At 71.3% G+C, this 21,508-nt stretch carries 18 protein-coding genes and 1 pseudogene; 9 read left to right on the top strand and 10 right to left on the bottom strand.

Going from position 1 to position 21,508, the window contains the following annotated elements:
• The first annotated feature begins 83 nt into the window (after window positions 1–83).
• The 3 genes from nifJ (at window position 84) to ND747_RS30045 (ending at window position 4,861) form a co-directional block, all read left to right on the top strand.
• On the top strand, window positions 84–3,620 hold the full coding sequence (gene nifJ / locus ND747_RS10375; protein WP_285900304.1) for a pyruvate:ferredoxin (flavodoxin) oxidoreductase: 3,537 nt from the start codon (window positions 84–86) through the stop codon (window positions 3,618–3,620).
• Window positions 3,621–3,730: 110 nt separating this feature from the next.
• Complete coding sequence (locus ND747_RS10370; protein WP_374216201.1) at window positions 3,731–4,348, top strand: heme-binding beta-barrel domain-containing protein; 618 nt, start codon at window positions 3,731–3,733, stop codon at window positions 4,346–4,348.
• Between the two features lie 45 nt (window positions 4,349–4,393).
• The gene (locus ND747_RS30045) at window positions 4,394–4,861 is read left to right on the top strand and encodes an aminotransferase class I/II-fold pyridoxal phosphate-dependent enzyme (protein ID WP_374216200.1); all 468 of its coding nucleotides are present in this window, start codon (window positions 4,394–4,396) and stop codon (window positions 4,859–4,861) included.
• On the opposite strand, the gene ND747_RS10365 is transcribed toward ND747_RS30045, so the two are convergent.
• From ND747_RS10365 to ND747_RS10350, 4 genes are all read right to left on the bottom strand, one after another.
• Entirely contained in the window at window positions 4,788–5,399 is a 612-nt protein-coding gene (locus ND747_RS10365; RefSeq protein ID WP_251733292.1) for a hypothetical protein, read from the bottom strand. The two genes, ND747_RS30045 and ND747_RS10365, sit on opposite strands and share 74 nt — an antisense overlap.
• A gap of 291 nt (window positions 5,400–5,690) precedes the next feature.
• Window positions 5,691–7,055, bottom strand: a complete 1,365-nt coding sequence (locus ND747_RS10360; protein WP_251733291.1) for an HNH endonuclease signature motif containing protein — start codon at window positions 7,053–7,055, stop codon at window positions 5,691–5,693.
• Between the two features lie 316 nt (window positions 7,056–7,371).
• A complete protein-coding gene (locus ND747_RS10355; RefSeq protein WP_251733290.1) occupies window positions 7,372–8,916 on the bottom strand; it encodes a serine/threonine-protein kinase in 1,545 nt (514 codons plus the stop codon).
• 122 nt (window positions 8,917–9,038) lie between these two features.
• Window positions 9,039–9,935 carry an SDR family oxidoreductase gene (locus ND747_RS10350; protein WP_251733289.1) on the bottom strand — a complete coding sequence of 299 codons (897 nt, stop codon included), beginning with the start codon at window positions 9,933–9,935 and terminating at the stop codon, window positions 9,039–9,041.
• Window positions 9,936–10,046: 111 nt separating this feature from the next.
• Here ND747_RS10350 and ND747_RS10345 point away from each other — a divergent pair, with 111 nt between their 5' ends.
• A complete protein-coding gene (locus ND747_RS10345) occupies window positions 10,047–11,240 on the top strand; it encodes a cation transporter (RefSeq protein WP_251733288.1) in 1,194 nt (397 codons plus the stop codon).
• Window positions 11,241–11,516: 276 nt separating this feature from the next.
• Entirely contained in the window at window positions 11,517–11,852 is a 336-nt protein-coding gene (locus ND747_RS10340; RefSeq protein ID WP_251733287.1) for a hypothetical protein, read from the top strand.
• Window positions 11,853–12,137: 285 nt separating this feature from the next.
• On the opposite strand, the gene ND747_RS10335 is transcribed toward ND747_RS10340, so the two are convergent.
• The 3 genes and pseudogenes from ND747_RS10335 to ND747_RS10325 form a co-directional block, all read right to left on the bottom strand.
• Window positions 12,138–12,752: a TetR/AcrR family transcriptional regulator gene (locus tag ND747_RS10335; RefSeq protein ID WP_251733286.1), complete on the bottom strand. Its 615-nt coding sequence runs from the start codon at window positions 12,750–12,752 to the stop codon at window positions 12,138–12,140.
• A 111-nt stretch (window positions 12,753–12,863) separates the two neighbouring features.
• The gene (locus ND747_RS10330) at window positions 12,864–13,838 is read right to left on the bottom strand and encodes a TIGR03564 family F420-dependent LLM class oxidoreductase (RefSeq protein ID WP_251733285.1); all 975 of its coding nucleotides are present in this window, start codon (window positions 13,836–13,838) and stop codon (window positions 12,864–12,866) included.
• Window positions 13,835–14,218: pseudogene (locus ND747_RS10325) on the bottom strand (2-oxo acid dehydrogenase subunit E2); the annotation flags it as partial. The gene ND747_RS10330 and the pseudogene ND747_RS10325, both read right to left, overlap by 4 nt.
• Between ND747_RS10325 and ND747_RS10320 the strand changes: the two are divergent.
• The 3 genes from ND747_RS10320 to ND747_RS10310 all read left to right on the top strand — a co-directional run bounded on the left by ND747_RS10320 (window position 14,177) and on the right by ND747_RS10310 (window position 17,037).
• Window positions 14,177–14,386, top strand: a complete 210-nt coding sequence (locus ND747_RS10320) for a BTAD domain-containing putative transcriptional regulator (RefSeq protein ID WP_251733283.1) — start codon at window positions 14,177–14,179, stop codon at window positions 14,384–14,386. The pseudogene ND747_RS10325 and the gene ND747_RS10320 sit on opposite strands and share 42 nt — an antisense overlap.
• An 85-nt stretch (window positions 14,387–14,471) precedes the next feature.
• Complete coding sequence (locus ND747_RS10315; protein WP_251733282.1) at window positions 14,472–16,079, top strand: MFS transporter; 1,608 nt, start codon at window positions 14,472–14,474, stop codon at window positions 16,077–16,079.
• A 310-nt stretch (window positions 16,080–16,389) separates the two neighbouring features.
• On the top strand, window positions 16,390–17,037 hold the full coding sequence (locus ND747_RS10310; RefSeq protein ID WP_251733309.1) for an alpha-ketoglutarate-dependent dioxygenase AlkB: 648 nt from the start codon (window positions 16,390–16,392) through the stop codon (window positions 17,035–17,037).
• Between the two features lie 10 nt (window positions 17,038–17,047).
• Here the strand turns inward: ND747_RS10310 and ND747_RS10305 are convergent, their stop codons facing one another.
• Window positions 17,048–17,680, bottom strand: coding sequence for an NAD(P)H-dependent oxidoreductase (locus ND747_RS10305; RefSeq protein WP_251733281.1), 633 nt, complete (start codon window positions 17,678–17,680; stop codon window positions 17,048–17,050).
• Window positions 17,681–17,838: 158 nt separating this feature from the next.
• Between ND747_RS10305 and ND747_RS10300 the strand changes: the two genes are divergently transcribed.
• Window positions 17,839–18,723 (top strand): SGNH/GDSL hydrolase family protein, encoded by an 885-nt coding sequence (locus tag ND747_RS10300; RefSeq protein WP_251733280.1) that lies wholly within the window; start codon window positions 17,839–17,841, stop codon window positions 18,721–18,723.
• 102 nt (window positions 18,724–18,825) lie between these two features.
• On the opposite strand, the gene ND747_RS10295 is transcribed toward ND747_RS10300, so the two are convergent.
• Together ND747_RS10295 and ND747_RS10290 are read right to left on the bottom strand one after the other, a co-directional pair.
• Window positions 18,826–19,701 carry a class F sortase gene (locus ND747_RS10295; RefSeq protein ID WP_251733279.1) on the bottom strand — a complete coding sequence of 292 codons (876 nt, stop codon included), beginning with the start codon at window positions 19,699–19,701 and terminating at the stop codon, window positions 18,826–18,828.
• Window positions 19,698–20,501: a hypothetical protein gene (locus tag ND747_RS10290; protein ID WP_251733278.1), complete on the bottom strand. Its 804-nt coding sequence runs from the start codon at window positions 20,499–20,501 to the stop codon at window positions 19,698–19,700. Before ND747_RS10290 ends, ND747_RS10295 begins: the two co-directional genes overlap by 4 nt.
• Window positions 20,502–21,508: the final 1,007 nt, after the last annotated feature.

The following is a 21,508-nucleotide window of genomic DNA, read 5'->3' as shown; positions in this document are numbered from 1 at the left end:
GTGACATAACGGGACATTCAGGCCAAGTCGAGGGGACGGAAGTCCCCCTCTCGCCACCGTGTTGGCGGCCGACCCTGGAACGCATGGGTCAGAAGACGATCGATGGGAACGAGGCCGCCACATCGGTGGCCTATCGGGCAAGTGAGGTGATCGCCATCTACCCGATCACCCCGGCGTCGGCGATGGGGGAACTCGCCGACGCCTGGGCGGCCAAGGGTATGGCGAACCTGTGGGGCGCGGTACCGGAGGTCGTGCAGCTGCAGAGTGAGGGTGGCGCCGCCGGCGCCGTGCACGGGGCGCTGCAGGCCGGCGCCCTGTCGACGACGTTCACCGCCTCGCAGGGACTCCTGCTGATGCTGCCGAACATGTTCAAGATCGCCGGCGAGCTGACGCCGATGGTCCTGCACGTCGCCGCCCGCACCATCGCCACCCACGCGCTGTCCATCTTCGGTGACCACAGCGACGTGATGGCCGCCCGCACGACCGGCTTCGCCATGCTGAGCTCGGCCTCCCCGCAGGAGGCCCACGACCTCGCCGCCGTGTCCCACGCCGCGACGCTCGCCTCCCGTATCCCGTTCCTGCACTTCTTCGACGGCTTCCGCACGTCCCATGAGCTCAACGAGGTGGACGAGCTCGACGACGCCACGCTGGGCTCGCTGCTCGACGCCGACCAGGTCGAGGCGCACCGCACCCGGGCGCTGTCGCCGGACCACCCGGTCATCCGCGGCACCACCCAGGACCCGGACACGTTCTTCCAGGCCCGCGAGGCCGCCAACGCCTACTACAGCGCCGTTCCCGCCATCGTGCAGCGCGCGATGGACCAGTTCGCCGAGAAGACCGGCCGCCGCTACCGCATCTTCGAGTACCACGGCCACCCCGAGGCCGAGCGGATCATCGTGATCATGGGCTCCGGGCGCACCGCCGTGCGCGACGCGGTGGTCCGCCTGATCGCCCGCGGCGAGAAGGTCGGCTTCGTGCAGGTCCGCCTCTACCGCCCGTTCGACACCGACGCGTTCCTGGCCTGCCTGCCCGCCACCGTGCGCACCATCGCCGTGCTCGACCGCACCAAGGAACCCGGCGCCGCCGGCGAACCGCTGCGCCTGGACGTGCTCGCCGCCCTCGCCGAACGCCCCGAGAGCATGCCCCGGGTGATCGGCTGCCGCTATGGACTGGCGTCCAAGGAGTTCACCCCGGCGATGGCCGCGGCCGTGTTCACCGAGCTCGCCGCCGCCCGCCCGCGCCGGGAACTCACCGTCGGCATCACCGACGACCTCACCAACCTGTCCCTGCCCGTCGACGGGACCAGCGCCGCCGAGTTCGCCGAGGCCGACGACGTCCGCCGGGCGGTGTTCTACGGCCTGGGCAGCGACGGCACGGTCGGCGCGACCCGGGCCAGTGCCAACATCGTCGCGAACCACACCGACCTGCACAGCCAGGCCTACTTCGTGTTCGACTCGAAGAAGTCCGGCTCGATGACGGTGTCGCACCTGCGGCTGTCGCCGCGCCCGGTCGACGCCCCCTGGCTCATCCGCGACGCCGAGTACGTCGGCTGCCACCAGTTCTCGCTGCTGGAGCGGGTCGACGTCCTGGCCGTGGCCGCCCCCGGCGCCACCGTCCTGATCAACAGCCCGTACGGGCCGGACGAGGTGTGGGAGCACCTGCCGGCCAACGCGCAGCGCCACCTGCTCGAGGGGCGGGCCCGGCTGTTCGTCGTCGACGCCGACCGGGTCTCCCGCGAGGCGGGCCTGCCCGGCATCGTCAGCCCCGTCCTGCAGACCTGCTACCTGAGCCTGTCCGGCCTGCTGCCCGGCGAGCAGGCCGTCGCCGCGGTCAAGGACGCGATCCGCATCGCCCAGGGCAAGCGCGGCGAGAAGGTGCTGGCCCGCAACTACGCCGCCGTCGACGCCTCCCTGGGCGCCCTGGCCGAGGTGACGCTGGCCGGCCGCAGCCTCGGCAGCGTCGCCGCCGTCCGGGTCCTCGCCCCGGACGCCCCGGTGTTCGTCAAGGAGGTCACCGCCCGGATCATGGCCGGCGAGGGTGAGCTGCTGCCGGTCAGCGCCCTGCCCGTCGACGGCACGTTCCCCGTCGGCACCGCCCGCTACGAAAAGCGCGGCATCGCCCACGAGCTGCCGATCTGGGACGCGGACCTGTGCATCAACTGCGGCAAGTGCGCGCTGGTCTGCCCGCACGCCGCGATCCGGATGTCCGCGTTCGACCCGGCGCTGCTCGCCGACGCCCCCGACACCTTCAAGACCCGCACCCCGCGGGAGAAGGACCTCGCCGGCCTGCAGGTCACCGTCCAGGTCTCCCCGGACGACTGCACCGGCTGCAGCCTGTGCGCCAAGGTCTGCCCCGCGGTCGACAAGAACGACTCCGAGCACCGCGCGCTCGACATGGTCGACGCCGCCCCGCGCCTGGCCGAGGAGCGCGCCGGCTGGGCGTTCCTGGAGACCCTGCCCGCCTTCGACCCGACGCTGGTCCCCGGCGACGACGTCCGCGGCTCGCAGCTGCGCCAGCCGCTGTTCGAGTTCTCCGGCGCCTGCTCGGGCTGCGGCGAGTCGCCGTACCTCAAACTGATGAGCCAGCTGTTCGGCGACCGCATCCTGGTCGCCAACGCCACCGGCTGCTCGTCGATCTTCGGCGGAAACCTGCCGACCACCCCGTGGACGGCCGACGCCGCCGGACGCGGCCCCGCCTGGGCGAACTCGCTGTTCGAGGACAACGCCGAGTTCGGCCTCGGCATGCGCCTGGCCCTGGACGCCCGCGCCCGCGAGGCCCGCCGCCTGCTGCGCATCGCCGCCCCGCTCGTCGGCGACAGCCTGGTGGACGAGCTGCTCGCCGCCGACCAGCGCACCGACACCGGCATCGCCCACCAGCGCACCCGGGTCGCCGAGCTGCGCCGACGCCTGGCCGCCCACCCCGAGCACGACCGCCGCCTCGACGCCCTCGTCGACGACCTCGTCGAGAAGGCCGTGTGGATCGTCGGCGGTGACGGCTGGGCCTACGACATCGGCTTCGGCGGCCTCGACCACGTGCTCGCCTCCGGACGCAACATCAACGTCCTCGTGCTCGACACCGAGGTGTACTCGAACACCGGCGGCCAGGCGTCCAAGTCGACGCCCCGCGGCGCCGTCGCGAAGTTCGCCGGTGGCGGCAAGCGCACCCGCAAGAAGGACCTCGGTCTGCTCGCCGCCGCCTACGGCGACGTGTACGTCGCCCAGGTGGCCCTCGGTTCCAACGACAAGCACACCGTGCGCGCCTTCAACGAGGCCGCGAGCTGGGACGGCCCGTCGCTGATCGTCGCCTACTCGCACTGCATCGCCCACGGCATCGACATGACCGACGGCCTGAACCACCAGAAGGCCGCGGTGAAGTCCGGCTACTGGCCGCTCTACCGGGTCGACCCCCGCGAGGAGATCCCCTTCTCGCTGGACTCGCGCAAGCCGTCGCTGAGCTTCGCCGAGTTCGCCGCCACCGAGACCCGGTTCACCCGGCTCGCCGCGGCGGCCCCCGACGCGGCCGCCCAGCTCGAGGAACAGGCCCAGCACGACATCCGCGAACGCTGGGCTGTCTACGAGCGTGAGGCTGCCGCTCCCCGCACGCCCGCCACGCCGGACTGACCCATCCGCCGTGGCGGGGCCGCACCGGTGCCGGCGGCGGAGGGCATCTGCCGCCGGCACCGGTGCGAGGTTGCCGCCGATCACCTGCACGACATCTCGGTGTAGTACCTATGAATCGACCACCATCCAGTCATGAGGAGGATCCGGCGTTGACCAACCAGGTTGGTTCCGAGTGGGGCCCGCTTGCCGCCCTGGCCGGCGAATGGGAAGGCGACCAGGGCATCGACATCGCCTTCGGTAACGTCGAAGGCTCGATGATCACGACCCCGTACCGGGAGAAGGTCACTCTCAAGCCGTTTGGCCCCGTCGACAACGGCAGCCAGCACCTCTACGGCCTCGACTACCGGATGGCCGCCTGGCGCACCGCCGTCGAGGAGGAGAACCCCTTCCACACCGAGGTCGGCTACTGGCTGTGGGACGCCGAACTCGGCCACGTGATGCGCTCGTTCATGGTCCCCCGCGGCCAGACCCTGATCGCCGGCGGCGAGGCCACCGTCGACGCCACCAGTTACACGATGCGCGCCGAGCAGGGCTCCACCAGCTACGGCATCCTGTCCAACCCGTACCTGATCAAGGCGGCGAACACCACTCTCTACGAGGTGGCGATCACCCTTTATCCGGACGGCGGCTGGGGCTATGACGAGAAGACCGTCATCACCCACGGCCGCGTCGCCGAGCCCGTCATCCACACCGACCGTAACGTTCTGCGCCGCGCCGCCGACGCCTGAGCAGCGCCGACGCCCCTGCGCCATCGTGCCCCGGTCGCCTACTCGGTGACCGGGGCACACCCGCTCGGCCGCACCCGCAGCCCGCGAGAACCGCATGAGCTGCGCGGCCGGCGGACGGGTACAAAGGAGTTCAGCCTGGCCGGTGAACGAATGGGCATCACCGTCGCTCACCCTGAGGTGATCGGCATCCTCGGCCGAATCATGGCGCCCTACTCGCTGTCGGTGTCCGCCATCCGCGCGGTCACACCTGCGATGTCACCGCAGGGGGTTGCCTACGGCCGGGCCACCATCGCTCAGATCCGGGCCGAACGCGAGCGGCTGCACCGTCACCTCGCCGCGTCCGCGATGGTGACCCGGATCTTCCCGAGCGACGCGAACTTCCTGCCTGTTCAGACCACGGGCGCGGGACGAGCTGCTCAAGGTCCTCCTGATGCCAGCGTCAGCCACCGAACAGGCTGGCAGGTAGGTCTGCATGCCGCAGGCGGTGGGTGTCGACATGGTCGGGCCCGGTGAGGATGACGGGGTCCTCGTCGGGCAGCAGGTCCGTGGCCATGGTGCGGCGCAGAGCCTCCTCAAGGGACTCGACACTTTCGGCGAGCACAAGTGCGAGCGCTGTTCCGTCCGCGGCAACCGCCGTCAGGCAGGCCACCAGACCCGGCACCGCCTGCATCGCCGGCCAGATACGCCGCCGACCGCTGTCGGTGAACGCGTCCACCCAGGCCCGGTCGTGCGGACCATCGAACTCGGTGCTCTGCACATACCGCGCCGGCCCGGCCACCTCCAGCCCGCGTCCGCCGGCGGTGACCTGATAACGCAACCCGGCCTCGATCCGCAACCCGTCCCTGACCTCGACGAGCGCGGTGCTGCCGGCGCCGCTGTTCTCCCAGACGGTGATGAGCAGGGCAGGCACGCCGGTCTCGCGGCTGGGCATGCCCATCGCCCGGCTGACCAGCGCTCCGGCGCCACCTTCGACGGTGGCGAGCACCGCGTCGACCCAGTCGTCGTTGTGCGGCGGCGACGCGCCGATGATCGGATGCACGATGATGTCCATCGAAATCTCCCGGTGATTCGGTTCGGATGGTGACGGCCTCGACGATGCCGCCGTTCGCCGTCGCGAACCTCAGTGCCGCCACTGGTTTCCGCCACTGAGGCGGTTCCGCGGAACCGTCGGGGACGATGATGGAGCCGTGCCGAACGCGGAACGTCCCTTCGCCGGCCGGCAGTCGGAACTCGCCGCGCTGCGCACTTGGCTGCACGACGCCGAGCAGGGCCACGGCAGCGTCGTGCTGATCACCGGTCCGGGCCGGTTCTGCAAGAGTCGCCCGGTCGCGCTCCGTCCCTCTCACGGTCGATCGTCCGCGTCGTTGTGGAGGATGAGGGCATCGAGGTCGGTGAAGGTGGGGGCAGACGGGCTGCTTGGGGGGTCGCTGCGCAGGCTCTGCCCATTGGCGGCGCGGACGGTGATGGTGCCGTCGTGGTGACGGTGGACGACGAGGCCAAGGTCGTGGATGGCGCGATGGTGGGCGCCGCAGACGAGCAGGAGAGACTCGACATTGGTTTCGCCGTGGTCGGCGTGCCACTCGTTGCAGTGATGGATGTGCAGCCACCGAGTGTGCTCGCAGGAGGGAAACTGACAGATTCCCTGATCGCGGATGTAGACGGCGTCACGAAGGCGGCGAGTGGGCAGCCGATGGCGTCGGCCGAGGTGCAGCGGATTGTCGTGGAGGTCGCTGACCAGCGCACGGATCATGCTGTCGCAGCCGAGGCGGCTGACCATGGCAGGGGGTAGACCGATGCCCCAGCCGAGGACGGCAGCGGTTGCGGCGGGAAACCGGCTGCGCGCGCTGCCCTGCTCCTCCTCCCGCACACCCTCTTCCCGCACCTCATCGTCATCCGGTGTTGTGGGGGGATCCTCCTGGCGGGACTCTGCGGTGCCCCTGCCGGGGGCTGTGAAGTGGATCGTGAGGGTGTGCGGGGAGTCCTGCAGGGCGGGGGCGTCGTGATGGAGGAACGCCTCGGCGAGAGCGATGAGGGCATCGGCGTCACGAGCTCGCATGCGGGGCGCGTGAACGAGTTCGCCGTCGGTGGGGGGCCCGGCTGGGGCCTCCTCCTCATCGGTGCCGAGACTGCGCAGGGCCGCGTTGATGGCGGTGACAAGCACGGCAGCGTCGTCGGGGGAGAGCGTGGCGGTGAGGCGGATATTGCCGTCGCGGGTGGGTTCGAGGGAAAGGGCGCGGGCGTCACGGAGTTTTGCGGGGTCGGCAGTCTGCTGACGGTGGCGGGAGACAAGGCGCTCGAGGCGGCTGGCGGTGTTCTTGAAGGCATGCTGCAGCCACGCAGCTTCGTTTGCCGGGGTGGCGACGCGGGCGATGGCGCGCAGCTTGGAGTAGGACAGTTGCCCGGCAGCAGCCGCAGCGTTGACGGCGGGCAGGCGCGTCAGGGCATGAGCGGTGGCGAGCTGCTCGCGGGCGGTGCGCAGATCCAGACTGCAGTGCAGGGCAAGCCAATGGGCGCAGGAACGGACACCGAGACCATCCCAGCCGTTGCGGCGGTCGAACGCCGCGATGGTGGTCAGCCAGGTGTGGGTGGCGGCAGCGAGGCGGACGGACCAGCGGCGGAGCGTCTGTACGACCTCGTCCAGCGGGGCGAGGTCGGGATCGAAGTCGGACGTGGGGAAAGTGGCCGTGGAGCTGGGGGTATGCGTCATGGTCGTCACCGGCTCAGGGGTGAGGATCGGGTGGTTGCTGGCAGGTCCAGTGTCTCACGGGCGGGCCGGTTTTTCGATCGCCTGAGCGAATTTTTTCGAACATATTTTCGACTGGATCTGTGCTCGGGCCCATGGTCTTTTGGGGCGCCGAGAGCCTGCTATGTGCAATCGGGTCCGGCTGGCCAGTGAGGCCGGCCCGACCGTTGGGTGACAGCTCTGTTGGGTGACAGTCGGGCGTTGAGTGACAACTGGGCACGGATGGTGAGTGGAACGGTTCCGCGGAACCGTCCGGCCGGCTGGTCCTGGGCTGGCAGCGCTATCGGCGGTAGGGCTGCGCTGGCGGCGGGATGGAGCTCAGTGCGGCGGAGATGTCGAAGGCGGGATCGCCGGCCAGCAGATCGACATCCATGATCACGTCGCAGCCGAGGGTGTGGTGACGCCAGAAGCAGCGGTAACGGCCGCGGGGGCGTCGACGGGCTCGGCGGCCCTGCAACGCCCAGGTGGTGCCGGGAGTGGTCGGCCACACCGCAAGTACCCGACGGCGGCCGAGTGGGATCACGTCTGCGCGGGCGATGTGGCGCCAGCCGAGGTCGACCTGATGGCCGCCGACCTCCGCATGGATGCCGTGCGGGCTGATCGACAGCGCCGGGCGGCGAACGCCGTACCGCAGCCGCCACCAGGCCATGGGCATGGCAAACAAGCAGCCGATCAGGACGATGGTCGCCCCGACGATCTGGTTGCCGATCGCCTGCCGATCGACGACACCGCCCTGGCGGGCCTGGTGCACGGCGTCGGAGGTGGCCGTGGCAATCGCTGACATCGCCCAGGCGGCCAAACCGACGCTGCCCACGGTGAGGATCAGGCCAACGGCCAGGAACATCTGCCAGCGGCCGGGGAAAATGGCAGCTTGGGGCACCGGCCGTGCCGGCGGGGCTGACGGTGGCGGGGCTGACGGTGGCGGGGCTGACGGTGGCGGTGGAGTGGGATGGGCGTTGAGCTCGGCGGCGCGTTGGTCGAGTAGGCGGGTGACGCCTTCGGGCCAGCTGGGGCCGGAGAGGGGGACGTCGCCGGCGAGCCAGCCGAGCAGGGCGTCGGGGGCGGGGCGGTCGCCGGGGTCCTTCGCCAGGCAGGACTGGACGAAGCCGCGCAGGTCGGCGGGGACACCGGTCAGGTCCGGCTCGGCGTGTACGACGCGGTACAGGACGCTCGCGGGGGCGCCACGGCCGAACGGGCTGCGGGCGGTCGCGGCGAAGGCCAGCACGGCGCCGAAGGCGAACACATCGCTTGCGGGGCCGGCAGGCTCGCCGCTGGCCTGCTCGGGCGACATGTAGGCGGCCGTTCCGACGATGTCTCCGGAGCGGGTGAGCTCGGTGTGGTCGGCGGCGCGGGCAATGCCGAAGTCGATCAGGCGGGGGCCGTCCGTTGCGAGCAGGACGTTGCTCGGTTTGAGATCGCGGTGGACCAGGCCGGCGCGATGGACGTCGATGAGTGCCTCGAGCAGGCCGGCGCCGAGACGGCGCAGCACCCGGGCCGAGAACGGGCCGGCCTGTGCGACGGCCTCGTGTAACGACGGCCCGGACACGTACTGGGTGGCCAGCCATGGGGTGGGGCCATCCGGGTCGGCGTCCACGACGGGTGCGGTGAACGCGCCGGAGACCCTCCGTGCCGCGGCGACCTCCCGGCGGAAGCGGTCGCGAAAGACGTCGTCCGCGGCGAGCTCGGGGCGGATCAGCTTGACCGCGGTCAGCCGCCCGGAGGTGGAGTGCGCGAGGAAGACCCGGCCCATGCCACCCTCGCCGAGCCGGGCCCGCAGCGTGTACGGACCGACCACGGGCGGATCACCCGGCTCAAGATCCCGCATACCCGGCCGGACGACGTTCGACGGTCATCATGCTCCGTGCGAGACGGGGCCTCAGGGCACAGGCCGCAGGGGTGACGGGAGGGTCTGCCGCAGACTAGTACAGAGGGCCACCGGGTGGGAACTCAGGGGGTTGCTGCCAGCCGGCTGAACAGGCAGCCGAGGAGGCCGGGGTAGCTGCGGGGGAGCAGGCGGGCGATGACGTCGGCGATCTTCGCGTCGGCGCCGACGAGGATCCGCGGATGGCCGGCCTCGACGCCGCGCACGATCCTGTCGGCGGCCTGGTGTGGGGACAACCGCAGTAGGCGGTCGTTGTAGAAGCGGATGCGCTCCCGGTACTCGTCGGTGATCTGCTCGCCACGGCGGCGGGCGTCGGCCAGGGCGGCGTTGGCGATGTTGGTCCGGACCCCGCCGGGATGCACGACGGTGACCTGTACGGGATGGCCGGCCTGGCGCATCTCCACCCGCAGTGTCTCGGTGAAGCCGCGGACGGCGAACTTCGACGTGCAGTACGGGCCGAGTTCGGGCTGGGCAAGCAGGCCGTTGAGGCTGGAGATGTTGATGACATGGCCGTCACCGGAGGCGACGAGATGCGGCAGGAAAGCGCGGGTGCCGTGCAGCACGCCCCACAGGTTCACCGCCAGCACCCGGTCGTAGATGGACCAGTCGGCGTCCAGGATGGTGCTGCCGCCGCCGGCGATGCCGGCGTTGTTGTACAGCTGGTGCACCCGGCCGAACCGGGCCTGGACGTCGGTGGCGTGGGCCTCGACGGCGGCGCGGTCGGAGACGTCCAACCGGGTGGTGTGCACGTCGGTGCCGATGGCTTTGGCCAGCGCGGCGGTGTCGGCGAGGCTGCGTTCGTCGACGTCGGACAGAGCGAGGATGCCGCCACGGCGGGCGATGCCGAGGGCGAGTGCCCGGCCGATGCCGGAGCCCGCCCCGGTGATGACGACGACCTTGCCTTGGATGGCACTGCCTTGGATGGCGCTGCCTTGGATGGCACTGCCTTGGATGGTGCTCATGACGGTTTCCTCCGGACGGCAGGGGGCTCCCATCCTGCCGTCGGGAACCTGCGTGGCGCAGCGTCATGTCATCTTGGCGGACCGCTACCCGGGCGGAGCGCGGTTTAACGGGTGCCGTTCACGGGCGATGCCTGGGGTATGCCCGCGCAGACCGACCCATCGCAGCCCACGACATCGCAGCCCACACCGCAGCAGGAGGAACCAGAGATCTCCAGACATGCGGACGGCACACCCTCGGCGCGCAGCGTGCAGGTGGCGCAGGCGGCGGGGCTGGCACCCGAGGCGGTGGCCGACCCGGGCACGCTGCCCGCCGAGGCCCGCAGCGCCATCCCCCTGCAGCAGGACGGCGGGGCCGAGCAGGGCGAGAGCGGGCTGACGGTCGCGATCGCCTTCGTGGCCAACCTGGTGATCGCCGTCGCGAAGTCGGGGGCGGCGCTGCTCACCGGGTCGGCGTCGATGGTCGCCGAGGCGGCGCACTCGTGGGCCGACACCGGCAACGAGATCTTCCTGGTGGTGGCGCAGCGGCGCTCGCGGCGTCCACCGGAGCCGGGGCATCCGCTCGGGTTCGGCCGGGAGGCCTACGTCTGGTCGCTGTTCGCGGCGATGGGTCTGTTCGTCGCGGGCGGCGCGGTGTCGATCACTCACGGGGTGCAGGAGCTGTTCGCCGAGGAGGGCGGCGGCGACTATCTGATCGGTTACATCGTGCTGGCGGTGTCGTTCGTGCTGGAGGGCACCTCCTTCCTGCAGTCGGCCCGGCAGGCCCGCAAGGAGGCCGCCTCGATGAACCGCGACCTCATCGAGCACGTCCTGGAGACGTCCGACCCGACGCTACGGGCCGTGTTCGCCGAGGACTCCGCCGCGCTCGGCGGCATCGTGATCGCCGCGCTGGGGCTGGCGCTGCACCAGACCACCGGTGAGGCGGCGTTCGACGCCGTCGGGTCGATCCTGGTCGGGGTGCTGCTGGGGCTGGTGGCGCTTGTGCTGATCGGGCGCAACCGGCAGTTTCTCATCGGCCAGGAAGCCGACCCGCAGGTGCGTTCGGCCACCGTCCGAGCCCTGCTGGCGCTGCCCGAGGTCGACCGGATCACCAAGCTGCGCGTCGAGGTGGTGGGCCCGCGGATGGTCACCGTCGTCGGCGACGTCGACATCGTCGGGGACGAGAGCGAGTCGCAGGTCGCGGTTCGACTGCGTGCGGTCGAGGCGAAACTGATGGCGTCGCCGGCGGTCGTGCACGCGGTGCTGAGCCTGTCCGCGCCGGACGAGCCGTCGCTGACCGTCGACGCGGCACCTCGCCTGGCTGGGTGACCTGTGGGCGCCCCGGAGGGCGTCGTCGACGATGTCAGTGATCCTTTGCTCGAGCTGGTGCATCCGGCGCCCGGTGAACTCCGGAGTGAGCAGACGCCGCAGGCGGGTGCGCTCGGGCGGGTCCTTGGCGAGCAGGTTGCTGGCCGCTGACATCGTCACTGGCCGCTGACATCGTCACTGGCCGCTGACATCGTCACTGGCCGCCACCCTGGACGTTTTTCTGGCCTGTGGCGAGATGATGCGTTCCGGGGGCCTGGACCTGCCCGCGCTGGTGCCGTGGCGCAGTGGCGCGGCGATCGGTACGAACTGGCCGGCGCACTGGCCGATCTGGGCGACGCGCAGCACAGCCACGGTGAGGACGAACGGGCACGGGCGACTGCCCGCCGAGCCCGAACCCTGGCCCGGGAGTGCGGCGCCGCGGCACCGGGGCGTCCGATCGGTGACCGCGACCCGGTGCGTGGAAGCCTGTCGGTGGCCCTGTCACTCGCTGCAGGGGCGGACACCCGGCTCAGCGCCGCCGAGCGGCGGGTGGCGCTGCTGGCTGCTGGCTGCCGGTGGGCGGACCAACGGGGAGATCGCGGCACTGCTGCACATCATCGTCAGCACCGTTGAGCAGCATCTGACCCAGGCCTATCGCACGGTCGACCACCACCGCTGCGCGTTCGGTCACCAGCGTGTGGGTCGCGAACGACGACTGGCCGAACCACCGACCGCCGACCGTGCCCGCAGGGGTCGCGGCTCGCCGGGCAGGTCGAATTCCACGATGTCGTTCACCGGCGCCGGCACCTCCTCAGTTCGGAGACCGCCGGCCCGGTGTGTTCGGCCGGCTGAAGGTACCGTCCGGCATGGCGCCAAAATCCGGCTTGGGTCAGTCTGCCCGGCCTGGGGCCACCCTGCTCAGCCTGGGAGTTCGGTCAACCGGACGATGATCTGCTCGACCACCGAGTGGACGAACTCGTCGGGCACGATCGGCGCGCGGATCAGGGAGTACTGCACCAGCATGGCGGGCCCGGCCGCGGCCACCAGCTCGTTGGCCGCGTCGGGGCGGATCACGCCACGCTCGGCCGCCTGCCGCAGCACGTCCAGGATCAGCGCGGTACACGGCTCGACCACGTGGTCGATGATCGCCTGTCGGACGAGGGGACGATCGCAGCCCGCCTCGGCGGACACGAGCTGGAACGCCGTGCCCCGGGTGGCGGTGAAGGCCGTCTGAATGCACTGCAGCAGCGCCAGTACGTCGCTACACAGATCGCCGCGAAGCGCCACGTCCGCCGGTGCGGGCAGGGCGTGCCGCAGGGCCTCGGCGACCATCTGCTCCTTGGAGGCCCAGCGGCGATACAGAACGGCCTTGCTGGTGTGGGCGGTGGCGGCGACCCGTTCCATGGTGAGGCTGGCATAACCGGCGGTCTGAAGCTGGTCGAACACCGCCTCGTAGATCGCTCGGCGCAGCGTGTCGCCGCGGCGACGGGCGCCGGCTGGCACGGACCCGGCTGGCACGGACCCGGCTGGCACGGACCCAGCTGGCACAGGCACGGAGGGGGCCAAGGCCACTATCACCCGCCTTCCGTCGGCTTACCTGCCCACAGGTTCGAGCCTATCTGAGCTGGGGGTGCGTGGCGCTGGTCAGTCGACTGTCGCGCCCGCCTCGCCGTGGGCACGGCGGGCCAGCTCACCGGCCAGCCGCCAGGTGCGGATCCGCTCGTCGGCCGAGCGGAAGGCGACCGGACTGATGCGCAGGTCGGTGGCACCCGCATCCAGGTAACGCTGCAGGCCCGCGGCGACGGTCTCCTCGTCGCCGATCAGGGCGAGGTCGGCCGGACCGGCCACTCCCTCCCGGTCGAGCGCCGCGCGGTAGGAGGGAACGGCCGCGTAGTGCGCCAGGACGCGCTGGGCCTGGGCGCGGGCCGCGACCACATCCGTGGTGACCACGGCGGGCACACCGGCACCGATGACCGGCGCCGGCCGGCCCGCTGCCCGCGCCGCCGAGCTGATCGCGGGGACGATCAGCTCGGCCAAGACCCGGGGGCCGGCGAGGAACGGCAGGGTTCCGTCGGCGAGTTCACCGGCGGCCCGCAGGGTCTGCGGGCCCATGGCCGCGACCAGGAGGGGAACGGGCGCGACGGCGGTCCGGGCGAGCCCGGGGGAGGACGTGTCCAGCCGGGCGGTGACGGTGGGACCCTCCAGGTCGGCGCCACCCGTGGCCAGCGCCGATCGCAGGATCCGCAGGTAGTCACGCAGGTGGCGGACGGGCCGGTCGTAGGGGACGCCGTAGATCCGCTCGATCATCGCCTTGTTGCCCATCCCGACACCGAGCTGGAACCGCCCGCCGGAGGCCACCTGTGCCGTGCGCGCGGCCGCGGCGACGACCAGCGGGTGTCGTGGATAGATCGGCACCGCGGCCGTGCCGATCCGGACGCCAGGCACCTCCCGACCCAGCACCGTTGCCACGGCGATCGCGTCCAGGTCGAGGCCCTGGGACAGCCATACCTCGTCGAGGCCCAGCTCGGCCGCCTCACGTGCCTGCGCGACGACGGCAGCGAGCGGATCGGTCGGCTCGCCCGGCGACGGCCGGGACGGCAACGAGATTCCGATGCTCATCGCAGGTTCACCTCGGCCGGGCGGACGGCCTCGGCGCCGTCGATCACCCGGTGGTCGAAGGCGAGGTTCAGGCGCATGAGCGGGGCTGCCCCGACCACGCCGGCACGTACCACCGGGCGGTCCAGCACACGGCCGATGCCCAGGGTGATCGTGGTGCCGCCGACCGAGTGGAACCCGTCCGCCGCGCGATGGCCGAGGGAGGTGACCGCGAAGGTACCCATGACGAACCCCCGTTTCGGCAGCAGCCGAGCCGCCTGCGCGAACTTGCGCCTCTGCTGCTGCACGTTCTCGATCGTAGTGCGGTGCAGGTCGCGTAGTACGACGGACAGCACAACGCGTTGGCCGCCGAGGGTTCGGTCAAGGGTGATCTTACCGTTGACGAACGGCACCGCGAGATCGTCGGTCTGCTGTACGGCCTGACGACCGAGCATCCGACCTGGGAGAAGCTCCACCGTCAGCTGATGCTGGCGCCGCAGGAGCTGTACCACTCCATCCTGTCCATCCGGGTCGAGGACGCCCGGCTGGTAACACCTGCGGGCCCGATCTGACCACTGGCAGCCGGCCAGGCTGCTGCCCCCCAGACCCCCGATGCATTAGGGTACTTAAAAGTTCCCTAACGGCCGGGAGGCCTCCATGTCCTCGTCGCCCCAGGGCGAGACCACCGACGGGCCGTCGCCCCGCGAGGCCAGGCAGGCTCGTCTGGCGCTGCTCACGATCGTCGCCACCCAGCTGATGCTTGTCCTGGACATCACGATCGTGAACGTGGCCCTACCGAAGATCCAGGACACCCTCGACTTCTCGACGACGAACCTGGCCTGGGTGCTCAACGCCTACACGCTCACCTACGGTGGGCTGCTGCTGCTCGGCGGGCGCACCGGCGACATCCTCGGCCGCCGCAACACGCTGCTGGGCGGGATCTCGTTGTTCACCCTCGCCTCGCTGCTCGGCGGCCTGGCCACCGAGCCGTGGATGCTGGTGGTCGCCCGGGTCGGCCAGGGTGTCGGGGCCGCGTCCGCCTCCCCGAACGCGCTGGCACTCATCGCGGCGAACTTTCCGGCGGGCCCGGCCCGCACCCGGGCGATGGGCGCCTGGGCCGCGGTGTCCGGCGTGGGCGGCTCGATCGGGCTGATCCTCGGCGGCATGCTCACCACCTGGCTGTCCTGGCGGTGGGTCATGTTCATCAACATCCCCTTCGGGCTCGCCATCGTGCTGCTGGCGCCCCGGGTCCTGCGGACGCCGGAGCGCAACGAGGGCCGGTTCGACGCCGCCGGGGCGCTGGCCTCCGTCGTAGGCCTCGCGTCACTGGTGTACGGCTTCCTGCGAGCATCGTCGGACGGATGGAGTGACAGCCAGACGATCATCGCCTTCGGTCTCGCGGTCGCGGCCCTGGCTGCGTTCGTGGCCATCGAGTCGCGTGCCGTGCAGCCGGTCGTGCCGCTGCCCCTGATCACCGAACTCGCGCGGGTACGGACCTACCTGATGATGCTGCTGCTGACGGGAAGCATGTTGAGCATGTTCTTCTTCGGAACCCAGGTTCTGCAGGAGATCCTCGGTTTCAGCGCGCTGCGGGCCGGGCTGGCCTTCCTTCCGCTGTCGCTGGGCATCCTGGTCTCGGCGTCGCGCACCTCGAAGCTGCTTCCCCGGTTCGGTCCGAAGCCGCTCATGCTGGTGGGCTCCGCGCTCGCCACCGGTGGCATGGTGTGGCTGACCCAGGTCTCCGTGGACAGCAGCTACCTGTCGGTCATGGTCGGCCCACTGTTGATGTTCGGCTTCGGCCTTGGGCTGCTGTTCGTGCCACTGAGCGTCAGTCTGGTCGCGGGCGTGGAGCCGCGGCTGTCCGGCTCGGCGGCGAGCATGATGGTCACCGTCCAGCAGGTCGGCGGCGCGCTGGGAGTCGCCGTGCTGGTCACCGTTTTCGGCACGGCCAGCCGGCACGCCCGCGACGATGCGCCGGCCGGTCTGTCTCCCGCCGACGTGGCCCGCTACGTCCTGGCGCACGGTATCGCGCGAGCCTTCGTCCTCGGCGCGATCATGGTCGGCTTCATCTTCCTGCTGGTGCTGGTCACCCGGCCGATCCGGTTGGGAGACGCCCCGTCCCTGGCGGGTAGCGGTGGCGCGGTCGGGGGCTTCGGCGGGGATCCGGCCGGCCGGGACGGTTCCGAGCGGTCCGTTCCGGACCAGTCGGCGACCAGGGAGGGCGATGCGGCCGGAGCTCCCCCCTGGACACCTGAGCGCCGGTGACCCGACCCGACCCGACCCGACCATAGCCCGGGCCCTCGCCGCCCGTCCTGAGGTGCTGGTGTGCGACGAACCGGTGTCCGCCCTCGACGAGGTGCTGGTGATGAAGGACGGCCGGGTGGTGGAGTCCGGGGCGACGGTGGCGGTCTTCGAGCATCCGCAGGCGGCGCATACCAGGGAGCTGCTGGGGCACTGCTTGCCAGTAGTTCACACCGGAGCGCAGCTGGCCATTACGGGCGCGGCGAGCACCTCGCGGCGTGGGCACGCCCGCGACCGCCGCTGTGTCGAACGCCTGTTTGATAATCTGGTGCTCGTGGGAGTCGCACCGTTCCAGGCCTCGCTGCTGGATGCCGCTCTGCTGGACGGCGCCGCGCAGGTGTCGCTGCGACCGCTCGGGGCGGCGGTGCGCCGCCGTCCGCTGTCGTCCGGAGCGTGGGTGGACGTGTGCAGAGGCTGGGTCGAGGGCGCCGATCTGCTGTTCGATCGGCTACGGGCCGAGGTGCCGTGGCGGGCGGAGCAGCGGCCGATGTACGACCGGGTGGTCGCCGTGCCCCGCCTGCTCGCCTGGTACGGCGAGGGGGCGTCGTTGCCCGATCCGGTGCTCGGGCAGGCCCGCCGCGCCCTCGAGGAGCACTATCACGACGAGCTCGGCGAGCCGTTCGCCACCGCCGGTCTGTGCCTCTATCGCGACGGGCGGGACAGCGTCGCCTGGCACGGCGACCGGATCGGCCGGGGCGCGCGGTTCGACACGATGGTCGCGATCGTGGTGCTCGGCAACCCGCGTCCGCTGCTGCTGCGCCCACGCGGGGGAGGCCCTGCCCTGCGCTTCGAGTTCGGCCATGGTGACCTGCTCGTCATGGGCGGCAGCTGCCAGCGCACCTGGGATCACGCCGTGCCCAAGACGGCGCGGCACGTCGGCCCCCGGGTCAGCATCCAGTTCCGGCCCCGGGATGTCCGGTGACCGGTGCGGGTCAGGCGGCGTAGGGCTCCACCTCGCGGGCCTCGCGCAGGGCGCGTCCCCACCAGGCGAGCTGGTTGAGCAGGGCGGCGGCCGCCGCGGCGATCTGCGGGTCGGTCACCACCCGGCCACCCGCGGCGAAGTCCGCGGGACGCACGCCGTGCAGGCTCACCCCGTCCCGCACGCTCACGGCATGCAGTTCGGCGAACACGCCCCGAAGGTGCTCGACGGCCCGCAGCCCACCGCTCATCCCGCCGTAGGAGACGAAGCCGACCGGCTTGGCGAACCACTCCTGCCGGTACGAGTCGAGGATGTGCTTGAGCGCCGCGGGATAGGAGTGGTTGTACTCCGGTGTGATCACGACGAAGCCGTCCGCTGCCGCGAGGCGCTCGCCGAGCATCGTCCGGGCGGCGGCCACCGCCGGGTCGGCCGGGTCGGCACCCGGATGGTTCAGCGGCGTCGCGGCCGGGTCGACCAGGTGCAGACGCACGTCGTCGCGGCCGCGGGCGAGTTCCGTGAACCAGGAGCCCACCGTCGGTGCCAGCCGTCCTGGTCGAACGCTGCTGAGCAGGACAGCCAGCTCCAGCGGTCGGGTCCGCGGCGCGGTCACGGACGTGGCCGGGGATGGGGCGATGAGGTGTGCCACCACAGACTCCTGCGAGATGATCGGTGCGGACCCCGTCACGGCGTCCGGCGCTGGTCCGAGCCTGGAAGATGAAGTCGGCTTCATGTCAAGCGCTGCGTGACCCGGCCCGGTTACGATGCCGCCATGCCGGGGCCGGGGGAGGGCTGGGAGGGGGCACGGTGGTCGGACGGGGCGGAATCCTGCTGTCGGCCAGCGCCGCGGGTGGCGGCGCCATGGTGGGCGCGGGTGTCGGGTTGTGGCGGCTGGCACTGGTGCAGGGCACGGCGGCGGACCGCAAGGTCAGACCGCTGACCACCCCGGCGCCGCCGGTGCGCGAGTTCTACGGCAGTCCGGCGCATCCGCCGTTCGTGCTGGCCATGCTCGGTGATTCCAGTGCCCAGGGCACCGGCGTGCACCACTACGACGACACCCTCGGTGGCTGGCTCGCCGGTAGCATCGCCGCCACCGGCCGGCAGGTGCGGGTCGTGAGCGCGGCGGCCGACGGTGCGCGGGCCGAGCACCTCGACGCGCAGATCACCCGGGTCGCCCAGCTCACGTCGGCACCGCCGGATCTCGTCGTCGTCTCCGTCGGCGTGAACGACATCCGGGCTCGTACGCCCGCGGTGCTCGCGGCCCGCCAGCTCGGCGCGGCCGTCGCCGACCTGCGTCGCAGCGGGTCCCCGGTGCTCGTCGGCACCACGCCGGACCTCAGCGTCATCGCCGCGGTGAGCTCGCCGCTGCGTCAGGTGGTGTGGCTGTTGAGCTGGCAGCTGGAACGTGCCCAGACCCCGGCGGTGCTCGCCGCCGGCGGCATTCCGGTGCGGATGCGCACGTCGATCTCGCGGGCGTTCGCCGGCGATCCGGCGCTGTTCGCCGCGGACGGCCTGCACGCCTCGGCACTGGGCAACGCCCGCATCGGCGCCGCGATGTTCGCCACCTACCAGCGCGAACTCGCCGACCCGGTCGTCCAGACCACCGAGCCGGGCGGTCGCCGTGGACGGCAGGGGCAGCGGTTCAGGTCGGCGAGGCAGATGCGGACGAGGTGGCGCGGGAAGTCTCCGTAGTCGCCGGCGCCGCGGTGCGTGACCAGGCGATTGTCCCAGCAGAAAGGCCTCGCGCAGCCGCTCGGACGGGTCCATGCCCAGCACCTGCGCCGAGGTAAGTCCTCAGGCGGGGAGCGCGAGGACTATCACGTTGTCGCGATAACTGTGTCTGGTCCGGTCGAACGAGCCGCCGCAGGTGATCAGGGCGAGCCGTGGCGGTCCGTCGGTGCGGAACACCCCGGTCTCGGCCAGCGAGGTCTTCGCCACGTGCCGGCGGGTGACGACCCGATAGGTGTGCGGGGAGCCGTCGACGCTGGTCACGGTGATCAGGCTGGCCAGCGGCAGGTTCGCCAGGGAGAACAGGGCGCCGGGGCGTCCGTTGTAGTCGACGTGCCCGGCCAGCACGACCGTTCCCGTGGCGCTGCCCGGGGCCGCGCCTCCCGCCCACCAGCCGACGACCGCCGGATCGAGCGGCACCTCGAGGGCACCGCTGCGATCGACGAGACTCGTCACCACAGGTGCGGCGATGTGTTCGTCCGGTACGGCCAGTGCCGTCGGCCGAAGGTCCTGCTGCGCCGCCAGCTCCTCCTGGCCGGGGGGGCTGCTGGGTAGGCCGGCGGCCGTGGCCCCCGGGGACGCAGGCGTCCCCGGGGACCCGGTAGCCGATGTGCCGGCGTCGAACGAGCCGACGTCCGCGGGTGGCCGAGAGGTCAGCCAACCGGCCAGCCCCGTGACGCCCACGGCACCCGACAGCACTGCTGTGGCGATCAGCAGGTGTCGTCCCAGGCGGAGCCACCGGTTGCGGGCCGTCCGGTGCCGGCGCACCTGGGACGTCGGTGAAACCCGCTCCGGAGCGCTGTCGCTCACCGACTCCCCGGCCGTCGCCACTGCCGTACCCGCGGCCTCCACCTCGACATGCTCGGTGTCGGGCTGCTCGGTGTCGGGCTGCTCGGTGTCGGGCTGTCCTGGGACGTCCGCTCGTTGCGCGCCTGGCATCATCCCCGGCGGTGAGCCAGGGACGCGCGACGACGCTGCATGCCGAACAGCGCGCCAGCGGCCCCGATCGAGATGCCCAACGCGCCCAGCGGGATAATCGGGAACCGGTCTCCGGCCACGGCCAGTCCGCTGTTGCCAGCGTTTACGGCAGTCGGTACACCGACGGCCGGCGGAGCAGCGACCGAGACCGGCTGCGGGCTACCGCCGCCGGGAGCGCCGCCGCCTGGGACGCCGCCGCCGGGAACGCCCCCGCCTGGGACGCCGCCGCCAGGAGTGCCGCCGCCTGGGACGCCGCCACCGGGAACGCCGCCGCCGGGAGTGCCACCGCCTGGGATGCCGGTGCCGGGAGTGCTGCCGCCTGGGACGCCGCCGCCTGGGATGCCACCGACGCAGGTGGGGTTGTCCTTGGTGGGGACGTTGTCCTTGCACTCGACGGGGGGCGGGGCCGGCACACCAGTGGCGCAGGGCTTCCCGTCCTTGTCCGGCAGGCCGTCCTTACACGGGACCGGCACGGATCCCGGGACGACCACGGGGCCGACGATCGGCCACGGAATGATGATCGGCCCGACGATCGGACCGGGCCCCACGATCGGGGCGGGCGTCGGACAGGGCGAACCATCCTTGACGGGCTGGCCGTCCTTACAAGGGATGCCCACCGGCCCGGCCGCATTGACCGCATCGGCACTGGGAGTGCTGGTGGCAACCGGAGGAATGCCGATCCGAGGCCGTCCCGCCTCATCGACAGCCGAGGCGACAAGGCCTCGGATCACGTCCTGCTGTTCTGGGGTCATGGTCGCGGTCACGGCCGCAATGCCCGTGGGTGTGGGTGTTGGTGTGAGGCCGATATCCTGGCCTGGTGCGGACGCCGATGCTATGCCGGCCATGCCCAGCGACAGGGCGACCGTAGCCGTCGCTGCGCCGATCGTCAGGGCGCCCGCTTTCGGGAGAGAGCGCGTAGTCCGTTGCATTTTCGTAGGAGCTCCCGGCACGTTATCCAGATAGCTGGTCGTTCGCACCATACAGCGGGCCAGGTGAGACGAAGATAGTGGCGACCGGGACCTCTTCGGGCGATTGTTGTCACGTACACGTTGGGCTGATGACCCGAGAGTGCCCCAGGTCTTCACCACGACGTCACAACGCGCCGGCCAGGACCGCAGCTCGACGTCCTGTAGCGGCTCTGACCTGGCACTTTCCGGTGACCCGGGGATGGTAGGGCGAGCCGATACGCCGCCTTCGCGGACGTCCCTCAGGGCAGAATCCAAGCGTTGCACCCTTGGTGGGGGGACGGGCCCGGATATCAACGCAGGTCATGGGTCGGATGGCCGGACTGGTGCAGTCCATTCGTCTCGGTAAATCGACCCGATTTTCGATTCGGTGACTGTCGGACGGCGCTACGGACCCATTGCCCACCCGTCCGCGGGCCGGTGGTGTCGGCCGGACGGGCCTGACGGCGCTCCGGCGAAACAATCCCGGAAAATGAGTAGCCTGTTCGCGCCGACCTTGTGCGGTCGGCCGCCCGGTCGGCGGGACGCGACCAGCGCACACGCACCTTCGCCCGAACCGCCAGACCCTGTCCTGGCAGCGATGCCGGCGGGGAACATGGCACCGGTGGGTGGCCGCGTCGGTCGCGTGGTTACCGTTCTTTTTACAGTGCCCACTGGCACGCCTGGGCATGGCGGGGTGCTCCCTGCGGCATTACCGCATCAGGTGTCCCCTGGTCCCGCCGGCACTGACCCAGATCTTTCGCGCCTGGACCGGGTGTGATCGTGGGCTGATGTCCCACTCTTGTTGATGTTGAGTTATGCCGTTT

Origin of the sequence: Frankia sp. R82 (genome assembly GCF_023716925.1) — a bacterium.
GTDB lineage: Bacteria > Actinomycetota > Actinomycetes > Frankiales > Frankiaceae > Frankia.
This window is presented reverse-complemented; position numbering and strand designations above follow the sequence as displayed.

Coding starts and splice junctions, on each gene's coding strand:
- nifJ (WP_285900304.1), top strand. CDS start 84: ATGGGTCAGAAGACGATCGATGGGAACGAGGCCGCCACATCGGTGGCC.
- ND747_RS10370 (WP_374216201.1), top strand. CDS start 3,731: ATGAATCGACCACCATCCAGTCATGAGGAGGATCCGGCGTTGACCAAC.
- ND747_RS10365 (WP_251733292.1), bottom strand. CDS start 5,399: ATGGACATCATCGTGCATCCGATCATCGGCGCGTCGCCGCCGCACAAC.
- ND747_RS10360 (WP_251733291.1), bottom strand. CDS start 7,055: ATGACGCATACCCCCAGCTCCACGGCCACTTTCCCCACGTCCGACTTC.
- ND747_RS10355 (WP_251733290.1), bottom strand. CDS start 8,916: ATGCGGGATCTTGAGCCGGGTGATCCGCCCGTGGTCGGTCCGTACACG.
- ND747_RS10350 (WP_251733289.1), bottom strand. CDS start 9,935: ATGAGCACCATCCAAGGCAGTGCCATCCAAGGCAGCGCCATCCAAGGC.
- ND747_RS10330 (WP_251733285.1), bottom strand. CDS start 13,838: ATGAGCATCGGAATCTCGTTGCCGTCCCGGCCGTCGCCGGGCGAGCCG.
- ND747_RS10315 (WP_251733282.1), top strand. CDS start 14,472: ATGTCCTCGTCGCCCCAGGGCGAGACCACCGACGGGCCGTCGCCCCGC.
- ND747_RS10295 (WP_251733279.1), bottom strand. CDS start 19,701: ATGATGCCAGGCGCGCAACGAGCGGACGTCCCAGGACAGCCCGACACC.